The organism is Chryseobacterium culicis, assembly GCF_002979755.1.
Lineage (GTDB): Bacteria > Bacteroidota > Bacteroidia > Flavobacteriales > Weeksellaceae > Chryseobacterium > Chryseobacterium culicis_A.
On the sequence record NZ_PCPP01000001.1, the window covers coordinates 2,446,836 to 2,465,061 of the forward strand.

The window sequence follows — 18,226 nt, forward strand, 5'->3', positions numbered from 1 at the left end:
ATATGATTTAAATCATAAAATTATTTTTATCTATTCTAAACAAATACTTACATTTGCGCCTTATTTAAAACTGTTCTACATAAAAATAAAATGAAAAGACAACTACTTTCTTTAGGTCTTCTATTCATCGCTGTTTCAGCGAGTTCACAGATGAAAAATGCGGAAGCAGACACCATCAGAACTCAGACCATTGAGGATATTAATCTTCACAAAACAGGAAATCCTAACCAGGCAAGAGCATTATCGACAAAGTCAAATCTGACGGTAATGGAAAATCCACAGCCAATTGCTATTGTTACCCATGAAATTATTGAGCAGCAGCAGGCAAAACAGCTAAGTGATGTTCTTCAGAATGTAAACGGTCTGTATATCACTTCATCCAGAGGAAATTCTCAGGACAGCTTCGGGGGACGTGGTTTCATTTTAGGAAATGATAACATTTTTAAAAATGGTTCAAGAATAAATAGCGGTGTTTTCCCTGAAGTAAGTGGTCTGGAAAGAGTAGAAGTTTTAAAGGGAGCCAATGCCATGCTTTTTGGTAATACAGCAGCAGGTGGTGTTATCAATATGATTACCAAAAAACCTAAATTCAATTTTGGTGGAAGCATCGGATTAAATGGAGGAAGCTGGAATTCTTACAAACCAACTGTTGATATCTATGGACCTTTATCTAAAAACGTTGCATTCAGAATAAATGGAGCGTATGAGCATGCCGAAAGCTTCAGAGATGTTGTAGAATCAGAGAAGTACTACTTCAACCCTTCATTTTTATTTAATTTAAGTGATAAGTCTCAATTAATTGTTGAGGCAGATTATCTTAAAAATAATTTTACTCCGGATTTCGGGATTGGATCTATTACTGAGAAAGACCAAAGCTACAGATTGAATGATGCTGTTTCCAGAAATACTTTCTTCGGAACCGACTGGCAATATCAAAATGTACAGCAAGCTTCTACGAATGTAACCTTTAATCATCAGTTTAACGAAAGATGGTCTTTGAACGCTACTGCTTCTTACCAAAACTATACTAAAGATTATTTTTCTTCTGAAAGAGTACAATGGATATATGAAACTAAAGATGCAACTGTAGATCCTAACAGATTATCCTGGAAAAGACCTTTTGGTAGAACTTACAACGAACAAAATTATACTTCTGCACAAGTAAATATCAATGGTGAATTCAATACAGGAAGCATCAACCATAAAGTTTTAATTGGTTCAGATGCTGATTATAGCCAGGCAGATGCTTATGCTTATAATATTACAGCGCCTAAAAACCTTCTCTATTTAGATGATCCTTCAACATGGGGAAGTATTGATATGCCAAATTCTACTCTTAGTACAAGAAATAGAATCAATACAAGAAGAATTGGGATCTATGCACAAGATTTTATCAGCTTAACAAAGCAACTGAAAGTGATTGCAGGTTTAAGATGGTCTTATATCGAAAACATGCCTACACTGACCACTCGTTTTACATTAAATGATAAAATTGAAGTAGCAAATTCTTCAACCTCTGACAATGCATTTTCTCCAAAAGTAGGTTTGGTGTATGCTCCAAATGAAAACCTTTCGGTGTTTGCAACTTATACTAATTCATTTGCGTCAAATGCAGGATATACTTCAGATCAGTTTGGTACCGTAAATACCAACCAACCTGTTACTGATGTTCAAAATCAGTTAACTACTTTATCAAGACAAAGCATAAAACCTTCAACAGTTGACCAATACGAGATTGGAGTTAAAAAGAATTTCTGGAACAATGCTTTAGCGGTTAACTTAACGGCTTACCAGATCATGTACAACAATTACTATCAAACCTACTGGTTCGCTTCTGCTCCAAACGGAGCACCAGTAAATTCAACAGATACCAATCTTAAAGAATTTGCAGGAAATATGAGAAGCCGTGGTGTGGAACTAGACATTACAGGAAATCCTACAGAAAATTTATCGATAATCGCAGGTTTTTCTTATAACAATTCCGTTTACACAGACACTCCTGAAAAAGGATATGTTGAAAACCAAAGACTGGTAAGAACACCGGCTACAACAGCGAATGCTTCGGTTTTCTATAAATTTACAAACTATGTAAAAGGGTTAAAAATCGGTGCCGGAATTTATTATATCGGAGATAGAATCGCTGGATGGAATGATTCAAAATCTACAAATACAAGCAGAAACAACGTAAGTAGAATGTTTGATCTAAAAGATTATACAACAGTTTCTTTATCTGTAGGCTACGAGTGGAATAAATTCTCAATCCAAGGGAAAGTGGGCAACCTGTTTGATGTCGTAAACTACAATGTTCATGAGAACTATTCAGTGAATCCTATCACCCCTAGAAACTACTATTTCACATTAACATACAGACTCTAGAATTCTTTTATATAATAATTCTTACATTAAAAGTGGAAGTTGCATTTTTGCAGTTTCCACTTTTGAAATTTTAAAACAAAAACAAAACAATAAGATATGGATAAGATTAAAGACACAAGAAGCTTCATGAGAATTACCCACCGCTATCTGGGATATTTCCTTGCCGGAATTATGGCTGTATATTCATTAAGTGGAATCCTTCTGGTGTACAGAGACACTGATTTTCTGAAAAGCGAAAAGAAATATGAAAAAAACATCGCAGCTCATCTTTCAGAAAAAGAACTCAAAAAAGAACTGAAGATGAAAGGTCTTGAAGTGGAAAAAACGGAAGGAAGTGTTCTTTATTTCAAACAGGGAACTTATGACAGTGCTACCGGAAAAGCCAAGTACTCAAAAAAGGAATTACCTTTCGTATTAGATAAAATGGTTTCTCTTCACAAATCACAGTCTAAAGATGCGATATCGCCTTTAAGCGTATTTTTTGGGGTTTCTCTTTTCTTTTTCGTGATCTCCAGTTTCTGGATGTTTAATCCTAAGACAAAAGCATTCAAACGCGGAATTAAGTTTACCATTGCAGGACTTATTATTTCTGTAATTCTTTTATTTATTTAAATAATATCAAAGCTGGATAAAAGAAAAAACAGCAGTTTTGAGCATTAATGACCTCATATCTATTTTTATCATTTTCATTTCAAAACGCTTGTTTTATTTTATTTATCATTACGAAATCCTCAGTAAATATGTTAAAAAACCAAAATATATCTTCCTGAAAACCTTAACGTTTATTTAGAGAAATTACGTAAAATTAAGAGTCTGGCACATTTATTGTTTTTTCTATAATTCGTGAATAATAAACATTTAATTATTAAAATAATAAATTATGAAAAAACTTATTTTAACAGGGATATTAGCCGTAGCAGGCTTAACAGCAACTGCAAACGCTCAGATTCAGAAAGGTAATTGGATGGTAGGAAGTAGCTTAGCTACAAGTAATTTCGGATTAAATACTGGAGGTGGATACCAAATTAACCTACAACCAAAAGGAGCTTATTTCATCGAAGATAACGTAGCTGTTGGGGGATATGTAAATTTAGGTATTGGCAAATCTTCCAAAGATTCCAGTACAAGATTTGATTATGGTGTAGGAGCTTTAGGACGTTATTATCTTTCTCCTGGAGAAAAAGGTGTTGACAACTTATTACACCACGGAAGATGGTTTTTCGAAGGTAACATAGGTGTTGGTGGGTATTCTATCAGCAAAGGAGGTAACTCTACAACAGGGCTTGACTTTGGTGCAGGACCAGGTTACTCTTACTTTATCACACCAAATATCGGTCTGGAAGGTTTAGTAAAATATGCTGGTGTTACTGGTTTCGGAAATCAAGGTTTAACATCTAACATTACTTTTAACCTAGGATTTAGTATTTATTTACCAACCTCTAAGGCTAAACAAGCTATCAATGATGTAAAGTAATCAATCGATTTACAATACATAATTATAAAATGAAATCGCCCCGAAATTAAATTTCGGGGCGATTTTCGTACAAATTAAAACTAAACTATAAAAAATCAAATAAATCATGTATTCGGTTGTGGGGTATATCTTAAATACGGTTTTATTTCCGTTACCCCTTTTGGAAAAATTTCTCTGGCTTCTTCCGTAGAAATGGTGGGAGGTATAATAACATCTTCTCCATTTTCCCAGTTAACAGGAGTAGCCACTCTATAATTATCTACCAACTGTAAAGAATCCAGCACTCTAAGGATCTCATCAAAATTTCTACCTGTAGAGGCCGGATAGGTAATAATCAGTCTTACTTTTTTGGAAGGATCAATAATCAAAAGAGAACGTACAGTAGCCGTAGCGGAAGCATTGGGATGAATAAAATCATACAGCTCCGAAACCTTTCTGTCTTTATCGGCAATAATGGGAAACAAAACATGGGTATTCTGTGTCTCATTAATATCTTTCACCCAGTTTTGATGATCCTCTACTCCATCTACACTCAGAGCAATCACTTTAGTGCCTCTTTTATCAAATTCAGACTGCAGCTTAGCTGTATACCCCAATTCTGTAGTGCATACCGGTGTATAATCTGCAGGATGTGAAAACAGAATTCCCCAGGAATCTCCCAGATAATTATAAAAATTGATATCACCTACTGATGATTCTGCCTGAAAGTTGGGTGCTGTATCTCCTAATTTGATTGACATAATGTTTCCTCTTTATAGTCTACAAATTTAGTAGACTTTTTGGAACTGGCAAATTTTTTGTTGAAAATTTATATCTTTAATTAAAATTTTATTCATGGAGAAAACCGGGCTCAGGTATGTAGATCTTGTTTATAAAGTATTGGAAAGTTGGTATGTAACATTTGCGGAACTTACACCAAAGCTGATTGTCGGAATTTTAGTATTTACATTTTTTCTTATTAGCAGTAAATATTTAAGCAAAGGAGCCGTAAAATTATTCCACCAATTCTTCCCGAAAAGCCAAAAAGAGAGTTCATTAGTCACCTTAATCAGTGTATTCAGATTCCTGATTATGCTGATGGGAACATTTATTGCTCTGGAAATAATGGGTTTCAGTGGTTTTCTTTGGAAATTTATCGGAAGTTTAGGAGTTGCAGGGGTTATTGCAGGGGTAGCGCTGAAGGATCTTGTGTCAAGTATTTTCTCCGGAATGCTGATTGGCATTGATAAGGCCTATAAAGTAGGAGATTATATCACGATTGGAGCACACTCCGGAACGGTACAGGAAATTGGATTTTTAACTACAAAACTGCTTACTGATGATGGAAAGAAAGCCTACATTCCCAATCAGGTTGTCTTCAATGCTCCGTTTTATAATATTACCGCTTCCCCACAACGCAGGATTATTTTAAATTTTGAAATTCCCGCTGATGAAGATATCAGCAAAGCACAGAAAGGAATTCTCGATGTGATTAAAAACCTTGATAATGTGGATAAGTTAGATACTATAGAGGTGATCTTTACCGATCTTAAACAAGGGGCATTTAACCTGCAGGTAAAATTCTGGATAAAAGTAGGAGCCAACCTTGCTCAAATAAGAAGTAAGGCCTATTTAGGAATTAAAGAACGTTTTGATTTGGACAAAGTTCAGTTGGTGACACCAACCAGTATCAGCATTACCAATGGGGAATCCCTTCCTCCTGAAAATCATGATAAATAAATGCTTTTATATTCTGGCTTACTGATCGAATTAGATTACGTATTATAACCGTTTTATATTCAGCTTATTACCGTATAATTTCTTATTTTTAGTAAAGATCTTAATCTATAAAACAATGCCATCACAATCCCGTTCATTCCACCCTATTGAATCAAAAACTTCAAAAAGGCTTACTTTATTGATAAAAGTGGTTGGCATAGCGTTTTTAATTATGACTCCTTTATCCATTATCATAATGGCTATATTGGTATTTAATGCAAAAGAAATCTCAGGAGAAATAAAAATTGTTCTCATTGCCCTTTTTATAGCAATCCTATGTTTTTGTGTCTGGATGCTCTTTCAAAAAAACAAAAAAAATATGACCACTCATATTATTGTTGATGAAAAAGGAATTCACCATTACTGCAACCGAAACATTGTACATTCCATAACCTATGCTGAACTTCATCCTAATCCGGAAACTGATCAATATGATGTATTATTAACAGAGTATGATGAATCTGCTCCTGGTTTATGTATCTATTTCTTTGAGCCTGAATTAAAAAAAGCTACCCGGAAGACTGTCAATTTAAATATTGACACCGTTATTACCAATGGAAATTTGTTACTCAAAAATTTTGTGAAAGGAATATTGATTTTCAGGCCGGATTTAAAAATTGCACCCAATGTTCTGGATCTTTACCAGCTGGGAGAATTCAGGAAATAAATCCCGTTAATTCAACGATTACCACTCAAAAATAATAATAAAAAAACCGCTCCAAAAAGGAACGGTTTTTATTTATTTGAAAATTTTAGATTAAGCTAAAACTTCTTTTACTTTGTTTGCAGCTTCTTCTAAAGTAATTGCAGAGTGTACCGGAAGACCAGACTCGTCAATTAATTTTTTAGCTTCTACAGCGTTAGTTCCCTGTAATCTTACGATCAATGGAACCGGAAGGCTACCCATAGCTTTGTAAGCATCTACAACACCCTGAGCAACTCTGTCACATCTTACGATACCTCCGAAGATGTTGATCAAGATTGCTTTTACGTTTGGATCTCTTAAGATAATTCCGAAAGCAGTCTGCACTCTCTGAGCATCTGCAGTACCACCTACGTCAAGGAAGTTTGCCGGGTTACCACCTGATAATTTGATGATATCCATAGTTGCCATTGCAAGACCAGCTCCGTTTACCATACAAGCAACGTTACCATCTAGCTTTACGAAGTTAAGACCAGCTTCACCAGCTTCTACATCCATTGGATCTTCTTCTCTTGTATCTCTAAGCTCAGCTAAATCTTTGTGACGGAACAATGAGTTGTCATCTAAAGTTACTTTAGCATCTACAGCGATAATCTTGTTATCAGAAGTTTTTAATACCGGGTTGATTTCGAAAAGAGAAGCATCAATTCCTGTATATGCATTGTAAAGAGATGAAATAAATTTCACAAATTCTTTGAATGCATTACCTTCAAGACCTAGGTTGAAAGCAATTTTTCTAGCCTGGAATCCTTGAAGACCGATTGCTGGGTCAATCAATTCGTTGTGGATCAAATGAGGAGTTACTTCTGCAACGTGCTCAATATCCATACCACCTTCAGTAGAATATACGATTGTATTTTTTCCTTCAGCTCTATCTAAAAGAATAGAAACATAAAATTCTTTAGTTTCAGATTCTCCAGGATAATAAACATCTTCTGCAACCAAAACAGAGTGTACTTTTTTACCTTCAGCAGAAGTTTGTGGAGTTACCAACTGCATTCCGATGATATTCTGAGCGTTTTCTTTAAGTTTATCCATGTTTGGAGAAAACTTAACACCCCCACCTTTACCACGACCACCTGCGTGAATCTGTGCTTTTACAACCCAAGCCTGTGCTCCGGTTTCAGCAGTCAATTTTTCAGCAGCTGCTACAGCTTCTTCTACGTTGTTTGCAACGAAACCACGTTGGATAGCTACTCCATACTTTGATAAAATCTCTTTTGATTGATACTCGTGAAGATTCATATTATTTTTATTATTTTATTTTAATATTTAAAGGTTGACAAATTTACTAAAAATGAATAAGGTTAAAAAGAAAATTATAGAACTTTTAACTCATTCTATAAGTTTATTAGTGATCTTGTCAGATTCAAGGCGGTGAATCTATGAATAATATGATAATGATCATAAAAAAACTAAATCTCACGATCATATTCTAATGACATTTTAATGTCATTCTAATGTAGATAAGAATATTAACAAATTCCATCTATTATCTTTGAAGCCCGGAAATAAAGGGCACCTATTACATGAATTTTCAGATGAAATTCAATCCGGGTAAAAGCTTTTATTTCAGAAAAAATTTATCACCATATCCTTATTAATTTCCTGGAAAACAAAGGCTATTTCCAGAGACGACAGGTAATATTCAAAGGAAAATTCACAACTCAAAAAACAGTTAACCTTTTACTAAAGAAGAAAAATGGAAATACCAGCTAATGAACAAGGAAAAAGGCTCATCCGCTACATTACAAAAGAAAAAAAAGATGTTACCAATATTTATTTTTATGCCATTCTGAATGGTTTAGTACTGCTGAGTGTACCTTTAGGAATACAGTCTATCGTAAGCTTTGTGATGGGAGCTACCATGACAACATCCATTTACATTCTCATCTTTTTTGTTGTAGTAGGAACCTGGCTTGCCGGATATTTCAGATTAAAAGTAATCCAGATAATTGAAAAGATACAGCAGAAAATATTTGTAGAATTTTCCATTGCCATAGCAGACAAAATCCCCAAAGCAGATCTTTCCTACACGAGAAAATACTACCTTCCGGAACTAGTCAACCGATTCTTTGATATTCAGAATCTTCAGAAAGGAATTTCAAAAATATTACTGGAAATTCCCACTGCCTTAATACAGATTGTTTTTGGAATTCTTTTGCTCTCTTTTTATCATCTTTGGTTTTTAGCATTCGGAGCTCTGGTGATTCTTTCCGTCGTAATCATTTTCAGATACACGATGGAAAGCGGAATCAAATCCAGTATTGAAGAGAGCAACAAAAAATACGATACAGCAGCCTGGATAGAAGATATTGCCGGTTCTGTAAAAACTTTTAAAATGCATTCTGAAGATGATTCTCATTTAAAAGGAACCGATGAAAGAGTAATAGAATATCTTAAACACAGAACATCTCACTTTAAGGTATTGGTTTTTCAGTATAAAACAATTATTGCTTTTAAAGTCATCATTACTTTAGCAATGCTGGCCATTGGAACCTATCTTCTGATTAATCAAAAACTGAATATCGGAGCTTTCATCGCTACAGAAATAGTTGTTCTAAGCATCATGTCTGCAGTAGAAAAACTCATTGTAAGCCTTGAAAGTTATTATGATTTGATTGCATCTTTTGCCAAGCTTTCTAAAATCACTGAACTAAAAGAGGAGCCCAACGGAGAAATCACATTATCTCAGAAAGAAAAAGGGACAGAAATTGAATTTAAAAATGTAAGCTTTTCGTTTAATGATAATGCTCCCATTCTTTCTGACCTTAATTTCAAAATTAAAGAAAATAGTCTGAACATTCTAACAGGAAAACTGGGAGCGGGAAAAACCCTTCTGCTCAATATGATCACAGGATTCTTCGAGCCCAGTTCGGGAACCATTCTGATTGACAAAATTCCATTAAAAAATATTGAGAAAAAACACTGGAGAAATAATGTTGGGCTTTACCTTGAAAATATGAAGATAATCCAGGGAACAGTTAAAGAAAATATCATATTGGGAAGCAGCCAGAGCCATACAGAAGATATCCTTGAGCTTTCTGAAAATATTGGTATAGAAAATATTTCAAGTATGTTCAGCAGTGGTTTCTTTACAGAGGTAAGTGAAACTGACCCTGAAATCACATTCAGTTCAAAGAAAAAAATACTGATGCTTCGTGCTCTGCTCGGTGACAAAAAACTTATCATTCTGGAAAATCCTTTTGCAGGAATCCGTGAAGAATATCAGGACAAAATGATAAAATATCTTCAGAAAATCAAAGAAAACACAACTATTATTATTGTTTCTCAGGATACAGAACTGCTACAATATGCCGATCAGCATTTTCATCTGGAAGGAGGAACATTAAAAATATATCAAAATAATCAGTAAAATGAAATTACAGTCATTTGACAATATCTATCATATTCATAAAAAGTCACGGGTAAAAAGGTGGTTTCTGTTTATATTCATAGGCGGTATCATTACCTTATTCCTTCCCTGGACACAGAATATAAAAGTAAAAGGAAATGTAACTTCTCTTTATCAGGAACAGCGCCCACAGCAGCTTCATTCTCCTATACCGGGAAAAATCATCAAATGGTATGTCAAGAACGGAGATTATGTAAAAAAAGGAGATACTTTACTGCAACTTTCAGAAATCAAAGATGATTATTTAGATCCACTTTTGGTACAGAGAACGCAGGAACAGGTAAATGCTAAAAAAGGAGTAAGAAATTTCTATGAAGCCAAAGTAGGAACAGTGAAAACCCAGCTTGAAGCCTTACATTCAGCCAGAAACTTAAAACTGAATCAGCTCAAAATAAAAATAAGCCAGCTTAATAATAAACTTACCGGTGAAGAAGCTGAACTAACTGCTGCCACTAATGAACTTAAGCTTTCTGAAGATCAGTTTGCACGACAGAAAAAAATGTATGACGAAGGTTTGGTTTCTCTTACCCAGTTTCAGCAGAGAAATATTTCTTACCAAAATGCTATTGCTAAGAAAACATCATCAGAAAATAAAGTAGCCCAAACCCGTCAGGAAATTATTAATACAGGTATTGAGCAAAATTCTGTGATTCAGGATTACACAGAGAAACTCAGTAAAATAGAAGGAGACCGTTTTCAAAACATGGGGCAGATTGAAGGCAGCGATGGTGAAATTGCCAAGCTGGAAAATCAAGTAGCCAATTACAAAGCAAGACAGGGATTATATTTTATTATTGCATCACAGGACGGTCAGATTGTACAGCTTAACAAAACAGGAATTGGCGAAGTTTTGAAAGACGGTGAAAATATTGGGACGATTGTTCCCACAGCAGTAGATTATGCAGTTGAGATTTTTATAAAACCTGTAGACCTTCCGCTTGTGAAAGAAGGACAGCGTGTGATGTGCATCTTTGACGGGTTTCCTGCCATTGTATTCTCGGGATGGCCTAACTCCAGCTACGGAACATTCGCCGGCAAGGTGGTTGCCGTGGAAAGCAATATCAATGCAAATGGTCTTTTTAAAGCATTGGTCATTGAGGATAAAAATGAAAAAAGATGGCCTCCAAAAATTAAAATGGGAGGAGGTGTACAGGGAATTGCCATTCTTAATGATGTTCCTATCTGGTATGAACTGTGGAGAAATATCAATGGCTTTCCGCCTGATTATTATGAAGTAAAAAATGAATCTAAAGGGTATGAAAAAACAAAATAAAGCTCTTTTTATACTGATATTTTTCTTTTTTCAGTATGGTACAGCCCAGGATTCTCTCACTCTTTCCGCACAGGAATTTATTTCAATTGTCAAAAATTATCATCCATTGGCCATGAAATATCAACTTCAGAATAAAATTGCCCATTCGGAAATCACCAGGGCAAGAGGTGGTTTTGATCCTGTTTTGAGTGGAAAACTTGGAGAAAAAAATATTGATGGAACACCATATTACCGACAGAAAAATTTGGAGCTTGGAATCCCTACATGGTATGGCATTGATATTACCGCAGGATACAATCATCTGGAAGGTGAAAAACTCAATTCCAGTGATACAAAAGGAGGATTATACAGTTTTGGAATCTCTGTTCCATTGGCTAAAAATCTTTTGTATGATAAACGGAGAGCAATGCTGGATCAGGCAAAATTTGCTTTAAAAATGACAGAGGCCGAACAAAGTGTTTTAACCAATGAACTTCTTTTAGAGGCCGAAAACACTTATTGGGAATGGGTTCAGAATTTTGAAATTTACCAATTACAGGCAAAAGCAGTTGAAATTAACCGAAAACGTTTACACCTCATCAAAAAAACTTTTGAATATGGAGAAAGAGCAGCTATAGATACTGTTGAAGCCCAGTCACAACTTCAAAGTTTTGAGCTTAAGCAAAAGGAGGCTTATTTAAATTTTATAAAAAGTACTCAGCAGCTTCAACTTTTTTTATGGAAAGATAACCGGGAGATTTACGAAATCACACAGCTAATCTATCCTGGAGACAATCTTTCCGATCACTCTGCTTATTCTGACTTTGAATTTCTTCTTCGGGAATTTAGGAATAAAGAGGTCAATAACCATTTATCCATACTCTATTACAACCAGAAACATTATATTCTGGAAAGTGAACGCAGATTGAAATGGCAGAGTTTTCTTCCTAAACTTGATTTTATGTATAACTTCTTCAATAAAGAAAATTACCCGTCAGATTATCTGCCTCTTTTTGACAATAATTTTCAATATGGATTAAAGCTTGAAATTCCAGTATTTCAAAGAGAAGCCAAAGCCAATTATCAGATGGCAAAAATGAAAATAGAACAGAACAGTTTTGATACTCAACTCAAAAAAAGAGAACTTGATATCAAAATTGAAACGTATAAAAATGAACTCACCAATTATCAGATACAAATCTCTCTTTCACAAAATAATTTTGTCAACTACCAAAAGCTTCTTACCGCAGAAGAAACAAAATACAGCAATGGGGAAAGCTCACTTTTCCTGATCAATTCGAGGGAAAATAAAATGATTGATGCTCAAGAAAAATTTATTTCTGTAAGGACAAAATTCCTAAAAAGCTACAATAAACTTAAATGGATGAAAGAAAATTTCACGCTATAAAAATCAAAAAAGTTCAGGAAATCCCTGAACTTTTTACGTATATTAATCTTTAAAACCCGTTAGGAATTTATTGATATCTATTGTTATTCTTCCGACAATTTCTCAGACTGAGATCCGATAAACGGAATTTTCGGAGCCAGGAAATATCCGGTAAGGCTGGCAAATAATATTGGCACAAAATAAGTAAATCCTGTTAGTGTTCCCAGAATAATCGTAGTACTCATCGGTGTTCTTGTGACGCAGGCATTGATAGCCGCCATACAGCTTACAATGGCTAATGTAGTATCTACGTTGGGAAACAAATTATGAATAATTAATCCTAATGTAGTTCCTACAAAAAATAAAGGAATGATAAATCCTCCTCTCCATCCGGAAGTTACCGTAATGGCAATAGCCAGTATTTTAAAGACCAGAATCAGGATTAAAAAATTCAATCCGAAGTTTCCTCCGATCAGCTGATTGATCTCGTTGTGCCCAAAGTACCTTGTAATGGGAAAATTATAGGCAATGATTCCTAAAATTATTCCACCTACGAATGTTTTAATGTAAATCGGAAATTTTCTGTATTCAAAAATCTTTTTGAAAAATTTAACGACAAAAATGAAGATCCACCCGAAAAGAGTTCCCACAATTCCGAACAATGTAGCATAAAGAAAATCATACACTCCGGTATAATGATATGCTTTAAGATCCCAGGTTGCTCCGATTCCTAAATGGATAATCAAAGCAAACATCAGATAGCTGAAACAGCTTGCTACCAACGCAGGAATAATGGCTTTATAATATTCTACAGCATGTTTGTGATGCAAAATTTCCAAAGAAAAAAGACTTCCTCCAAGCGGAGCACCGAATAATGCTGTAAAACCGGAAGCCATCCCGGCAATACTCAAAGAACGCAGTTCTTCTCCCTTCAGTCTGAAGATTTTCCCCAGCCAGGTTCCCGTAGATCCTGTGACCTGTACCAATGGCGCTTCAGGACCCAGACTTCCGCCTGATGCAACACAAAAAAGAGAAGAAAGGATCATCGAAGGATTATTCTTCGGTTCCAGTTTTCCTTTATTAAATCTGATGTTGTTAACGATCAAATGAATTTCTCCCGGATCACCTATAAAATGGATTACCAGCCCGGCCAGCAAGCCACAAATGGCCATGATTGGAATCACCTGCCAACCTTGAAACTCAGCCAGAAATTCTGTAAAATGTTCCAGAACGATCCAATATCCTCCGGCAATGATGCCGCCTACAAGGCCTGTAACAGCCCACATAAAAAAAGTGCGGCTGAACACAAACGGGTTGAATCTGATAGGTTGATCTAAGAGATTGAATGTTCGTATTAACCGTCTTCTTCTATTGATTTTCATTCTTAAATTCTATTTTTAGCAAAGTAAAAAATCAGCATTCCCCAGCTTAAGATCATCATTAAACCTCCAAGTGGAGTGATAGGACCTAAGAATTTAAGATTCATTCCCAGATAATCCTGCATGCTCAGGAAATAGATACTCACTGAGAACAACAATGTTCCTGCAATCATTAAAATGGAAGTCCATTTTTCAGCAGAAGTTTCAAATTTTAAGATGTAACCAATGATCAGCAGGAAAAAAGCTGCATACATCTGGTATCTTACTCCTGTTTCAAAACTTTCCAGTCTTTCCACAGCTAATATTTTCTTTAAAGCGTGTGCTCCGAATGCGCCCAGGATTACAGACACCATTCCGTAAACCGCTCCAAAAACTAAAGTAATTGTTTTCATTTTATAACTCTTCTAATTCTAGGGTTAAATATTTTTTTGTTTTCTCATCCTGCCAGGTTCCGATAATTTTCCTGCCTTGCAGATCTGCTTCCACCAAGGCTTTGAAAATCCACTGGTTGGTTTCTTCGCTATAATAATCGTTTTCTATAATAGAGATGTGATTACCTTTTATCTTTCCGTTCCACTCAATCAGCTTTTTATTTTTATCATACCAGTATTTTGCAGAGAAAGAACCATCATCATATACCTGACTGATCAAAACAGTAACAGAATACTTCCCATCGATCTTTCCCTTATATAATTTATTATTAAGACTGGTTATCTCTGTCTTTTCAGATCCGGAAATCAGGTTTTTAGCATAAGAACTCCAATATTTATCAAGCTCCTTATAAGTAAATTCAAGCTCGTGACTTCCCAGATCATCCAGCGCCCGCATAGCATGGTTGGAACATCTTCCGGCAACAAAAGTCAGTTTATCCTTTCCAAAAAAATATTTGATACCGTTCAAAGTATAATCCATGAAGCATCCTTCATATAATCCAATCTGCTCCTGAACTTCTTCTGAAGGATTCTTTTCAGATTTCAATTTTACGAGAAAGTCATTGACTCTTTTTTTGATTTTTTTCTGAATCAAACCTGTAACCGTTTTGGTCGTACTTTTTTGAAATAAATCTTCTGGGTTGATATAGTTTCCGGTTCTCAGATCAAAATTTTTCCAGTCTGCAAATTCTTCCGGATATGCACCAGAAGCTTCACCATGTATGCCTATCGCTAAAATATTTTTAGGTGTTTCCAATTTCTCCCAATCATAAAAATAAAGATAATTGGAATAAGAATTGGTTGCTGTAGCAGCCAGTTTAAAAGGGTTTCCTCCAGAATTCGGAATATATTCCAATTCGTTTACCTGAAGAAAAGTATTAATCTTATTGGCAATTGCCGGATTTCCTGCGTAGGAAACAACAGGAAACACAAAGTTTTCAGATTTAGGTTGCAGGTTATTTATTTTCACCTCTTTCTGCTGCGAAAAACCTAAACCGGAAATCAATAAGAAAAATACAATACTCTTTTTCACTATTTTGATTTTAAGTACATTAAAATGAACTTGGCAACCAAAGTAGAAATTCCCAGTATGATAAACATATTGGCAAATCTCTTGGAGCTTCTGAAACCTTCATGGTTTGTTTTCTTCAGAAAAAATCCAAAAAGAAGGAATACAATAGGCAAAATGATCTGTAACATTAGTTTTCTCTCATTCTGTTAAATTCATTGATCACCTCATGATGGCTGACAGTCTTATCTTTAAAATAAGTCACAAAATGCTGCTTTTCCTCTTCTGTAGCTCCCAATTGGTTCAGAATATTCAGTAAGTGCATTTTCATATGTCCTTTCTGAATTCCTGTAGTAACCAGAGAACGTAATGCTCCAAAGTTTTGTGCAAGACCTGAAACAGCAAGAATACTCATCAATTCCTGTGCGGAAGGTTTTCCAAGAAGTGCTAAAGAGAATTTCACCAAAGGATGAAGGTTCGTAAGACCTCCTACAACTCCAACAGAAATAGGAAGATCAATCCAGAATCTGAAAACTCCGTTATCTGTTGTACAGTGGGTTAAAGATCTGTACTGTCCGTCTCTCGCTGCATACGCATGTGCACAGGCTTCAGTAGCTCTGAAATCATTTCCGGTAGCAATCACAACAGCATCTACTCCGTTCATTACTCCTTTATTGTGAGTGGTAGCACGGTAAGGTTCAATTTCTGCAATGGTAACAGCCTGTTTGAATTTAGCGGCAAATTCTTCAGGAGAAATCCCACTATCGTCTTTTAAATCTTCCATTTTACATGAAACCTCAGCTCTTACGATACAATCAGGCGTAAAGTTCGAAAGGATATTCATTACAATCTGTAAAGAATTTTTTTCTTCCTGAGTAAAATCTTCACTGGTTACTACTTCTTGTCTCAATGTTTTTCCAAACTGCTCAAGACAAGAATTGATAAAGTTTGCCCCCATTGAATCTACCGTATCAAAGCTTGCTTTCAACTGGTAATAATTGGGCATTTCTGCTGTTTTATCAACCAGGCTGATATTAAGAATACCACCGCCACGTTTTCTCATGTTGGCCGTAATATCTTCCGTTGATTCGAGAAGTTTTTTCTTTAAACTGAAATTAAAGAAATGTAATAATTTATGAGGTTCTACATTAAAAATAAAGTGGGTGTGTCCCAACTTTTCTGTATTGATAATGGTGGTCTTAAAACCACCTTTGTCGATCCAGAATTTAGCGGCTTTGGAAGCTGCTGCTACTACAGAACTTTCTTCAACAGCCATTGGAAGAGCCAATAGTTTTCCATCGATTAAAAAGTTCGGAGCAATTCCGTACGGCATATAAAAATTAGAGATGGTGTTTTCAGAAAACTCTTCATGAAGTTTCTGAAGATCTGCATCATCGTTCCAATACTGTTTTAATATATTTTGATATTCCTGGTTTCCTTCAAGATATTCGTTTACGAGCCATTCGATTTTCCCCTGCTTTGGAAGCTTGGAAAAACCTTCGATTGGTTTATGATTCATGATATAAACTTTAATGAGCCGTAAATATAATGATTTTGAGACTCTTTTTTGTTGATAACTTCTATGAAAAAAGATTGACATTTATCAATTTTGGAACTAAATTTGAACAAAATTTAAATGCAATTTAGATACAAAAAATATCAATTATTTAAAAATATGAATTTTGACCGCGTGAAAGAAAAGCTTGAAATCCTTGCTGATGCAGCGAAGTATGACGTTTCCTGTTCATCAAGCGGAGGTACGAGAAAGAATAAAAAGGGAGCTTTGGGAGACAGTTCCGCAAGTGGGATTTGTCATACCTATACAGAAGATGGCAGATGTGTTTCTTTGCTTAAAATTCTATTGACCAATCATTGTATTTACGATTGTGCTTACTGTGTTTCCAGAAGCTCCAATGATATTAAAAGAGCTGCGTTTACAGTGGAAGAAGTGGTAGATCTCACCATCAATTTTTATCGCAGAAACTATATTGAAGGTTTATTTCTGAGTTCAGGAATTTTCAAAAATGCGGATACCACGATGGAACGACTTGTAAGAGTTGCCAAAAAACTTCGGCTGGAAGAGAACTTTAACGGATATATCCATCTTAAATCTATTCCGGGAGCAAGTGACGGTTTGATGCAGGAAGCGGCTTTATATGCAGACCGTTTATCAGTAAATATTGAAATCCCGACCGAAAGTGGATTAAAATTGCTGGCTCCTGAAAAAAACAGACAGGACATGATCAGCCCGATGCGGTATATTCAAAAAGGAATCACTCAGTATCAGGATGAAAAAAAGGTATTGAAGAAAGTTCCCAAATTTGCTCCGGCAGGTCAATCTACGCAGATGATCGTGGGAGCAACCAATGAAAACGACCTGCAGATCATCAAAGTTGCCGATCATTTTTATAAAAATTTTAATCTGAAAAGGGTTTATTATTCCGGATATGTTCCTGTTTTAGAAGATCAGAGACTGCCTTCTTTAACAACAGAAGTTCCCATGCTTCGTGAAAACCGATTGTATCAGTCTGACTGGCTGATGCGGTTTTATGGTTTTAAAGCAGAAGAGATTTTGGATCCGAATATGCCCTTCCTTGATCTTGAAGTAGACCCAAAGTTAAGCTGGGCTCTAAGAAACCTCGACCAGTTTCCTATTAATCTTCAGACCGCTGAATATCAGATGATTTTAAGAATTCCAGGGATTGGAGTAAAAACGGCGCAGAAAATTATCAGTGCAAGACGCTTTCAGATTTTAACAATGGATCATTTGAAAAAGTTGGGTGCTGCTGTAAACCGGGCAAAATATTTCATTGATTTTAATGCAGGGAATGCTTACCTAAGATATTTAGCGGATAAAAACTTCAGAAAGCTGCTGATAGGCGGAAGTTCCTCAAAGTTTCACCATCAGTTTTCACAACAGCTGACTTTATTTTGATCCTGATATTAAATACAAATAACACGAATATTTTCACGAATGATCACAAATTTATAATACAACACTCCTGTCATTCTGACGAAGGAAGAATCTCTTCAATTAACCCG

The 18,226-nt window shown here is 35.4% G+C and carries 16 protein-coding genes; 9 read left to right on the plus strand and 7 right to left on the minus strand.

All coding sequences use genetic code 11. The features are described from left to right. Positions 1–90 precede the first annotated feature (90 nt). The 3 genes from CQ022_RS11145 (at position 91) to CQ022_RS11155 (ending at position 3,850) form a co-directional block, all read left to right on the plus strand. A complete protein-coding gene (locus CQ022_RS11145) occupies positions 91–2,376 on the plus strand; it encodes a TonB-dependent siderophore receptor (RefSeq protein WP_105681457.1) in 2,286 nt (761 codons plus the stop codon). Positions 2,377–2,472: 96 nt separating this feature from the next. Next, positions 2,473–2,988 (plus strand): hypothetical protein, encoded by a 516-nt coding sequence (locus CQ022_RS11150; protein WP_105681458.1) that lies wholly within the window; start codon positions 2,473–2,475, stop codon positions 2,986–2,988. A gap of 268 nt (positions 2,989–3,256) precedes the next feature. Then, positions 3,257–3,850: a hypothetical protein gene (locus CQ022_RS11155; protein WP_105681459.1), complete on the plus strand. Its 594-nt coding sequence runs from the start codon at positions 3,257–3,259 to the stop codon at positions 3,848–3,850. 104 nt (positions 3,851–3,954) lie between these two features. Here CQ022_RS11155 and CQ022_RS11160 read toward each other — a convergent pair whose 3' ends face one another. Continuing rightward, entirely contained in the window at positions 3,955–4,590 is a 636-nt protein-coding gene (locus CQ022_RS11160) for a peroxiredoxin (protein WP_105681460.1), read from the minus strand. Between the two features lie 94 nt (positions 4,591–4,684). Here CQ022_RS11160 and CQ022_RS11165 point away from each other — a divergent pair, with 94 nt between their 5' ends. Further along, positions 4,685–5,569, plus strand: a complete 885-nt coding sequence (locus tag CQ022_RS11165; protein ID WP_105681461.1) for a mechanosensitive ion channel family protein — start codon at positions 4,685–4,687, stop codon at positions 5,567–5,569. Between the two features lie 105 nt (positions 5,570–5,674). Here the strand turns inward: CQ022_RS11165 and CQ022_RS22740 are convergent, their stop codons facing one another. Beyond that, positions 5,675–5,863, minus strand: coding sequence for a hypothetical protein (locus CQ022_RS22740; RefSeq protein WP_123864422.1), 189 nt, complete (start codon positions 5,861–5,863; stop codon positions 5,675–5,677). 64 nt (positions 5,864–5,927) lie between these two features. Here CQ022_RS22740 and CQ022_RS11170 point away from each other — a divergent pair, with 64 nt between their 5' ends. Continuing rightward, positions 5,928–6,275, plus strand: a complete 348-nt coding sequence (locus CQ022_RS11170; RefSeq protein ID WP_123864423.1) for a hypothetical protein — start codon at positions 5,928–5,930, stop codon at positions 6,273–6,275. A 90-nt stretch (positions 6,276–6,365) separates the two neighbouring features. On the opposite strand, the gene sucC is transcribed toward CQ022_RS11170, so the two are convergent. After that, the gene (gene sucC / locus CQ022_RS11175) at positions 6,366–7,556 is read right to left on the minus strand and encodes an ADP-forming succinate--CoA ligase subunit beta (protein ID WP_047386334.1); all 1,191 of its coding nucleotides are present in this window, start codon (positions 7,554–7,556) and stop codon (positions 6,366–6,368) included. 457 nt (positions 7,557–8,013) lie between these two features. On the opposite strand from sucC, the gene CQ022_RS11180 reads away from it, so the two are divergent. From CQ022_RS11180 to CQ022_RS11190, 3 genes are read left to right on the plus strand one after another with little or no spacing between them, the layout of a single operon-like run. Continuing rightward, the gene (locus CQ022_RS11180) at positions 8,014–9,687 is read left to right on the plus strand and encodes a peptidase domain-containing ABC transporter (protein WP_105681463.1); all 1,674 of its coding nucleotides are present in this window, start codon (positions 8,014–8,016) and stop codon (positions 9,685–9,687) included. Between the two features lies 1 nt (position 9,688). Then, positions 9,689–10,999 carry an HlyD family secretion protein gene (locus CQ022_RS11185; protein WP_105681464.1) on the plus strand — a complete coding sequence of 437 codons (1,311 nt, stop codon included), beginning with the start codon at positions 9,689–9,691 and terminating at the stop codon, positions 10,997–10,999. Then, complete coding sequence (locus CQ022_RS11190; protein ID WP_165791607.1) at positions 10,983–12,386, plus strand: TolC family protein; 1,404 nt, start codon at positions 10,983–10,985, stop codon at positions 12,384–12,386. Before CQ022_RS11185 ends, CQ022_RS11190 begins: the two co-directional genes overlap by 17 nt. Before the next feature lie 83 nt (positions 12,387–12,469). On the opposite strand, the gene CQ022_RS11195 is transcribed toward CQ022_RS11190, so the two are convergent. From CQ022_RS11195 to CQ022_RS11210, 4 genes are all read right to left on the minus strand, one after another. Continuing rightward, on the minus strand, positions 12,470–13,747 hold the full coding sequence (locus tag CQ022_RS11195) for a chloride channel protein (protein WP_105681466.1): 1,278 nt from the start codon (positions 13,745–13,747) through the stop codon (positions 12,470–12,472). Between the two features lie 2 nt (positions 13,748–13,749). Further along, positions 13,750–14,136, minus strand: coding sequence for a DUF423 domain-containing protein (locus CQ022_RS11200; RefSeq protein ID WP_047096689.1), 387 nt, complete (start codon positions 14,134–14,136; stop codon positions 13,750–13,752). A 1-nt stretch (position 14,137) separates the two neighbouring features. After that, positions 14,138–15,208 (minus strand): hypothetical protein, encoded by a 1,071-nt coding sequence (locus tag CQ022_RS11205; protein WP_105681467.1) that lies wholly within the window; start codon positions 15,206–15,208, stop codon positions 14,138–14,140. Between the two features lie 166 nt (positions 15,209–15,374). Continuing rightward, positions 15,375–16,703: a hydroxymethylglutaryl-CoA reductase, degradative gene (locus tag CQ022_RS11210; protein ID WP_105681468.1), complete on the minus strand. Its 1,329-nt coding sequence runs from the start codon at positions 16,701–16,703 to the stop codon at positions 15,375–15,377. Between the two features lie 156 nt (positions 16,704–16,859). Here CQ022_RS11210 and CQ022_RS11215 point away from each other — a divergent pair, with 156 nt between their 5' ends. Continuing rightward, complete coding sequence (locus tag CQ022_RS11215) at positions 16,860–18,119, plus strand: putative DNA modification/repair radical SAM protein (RefSeq protein ID WP_105681815.1); 1,260 nt, start codon at positions 16,860–16,862, stop codon at positions 18,117–18,119. The last annotated feature ends 107 nt before the right edge of the window (positions 18,120–18,226 follow it).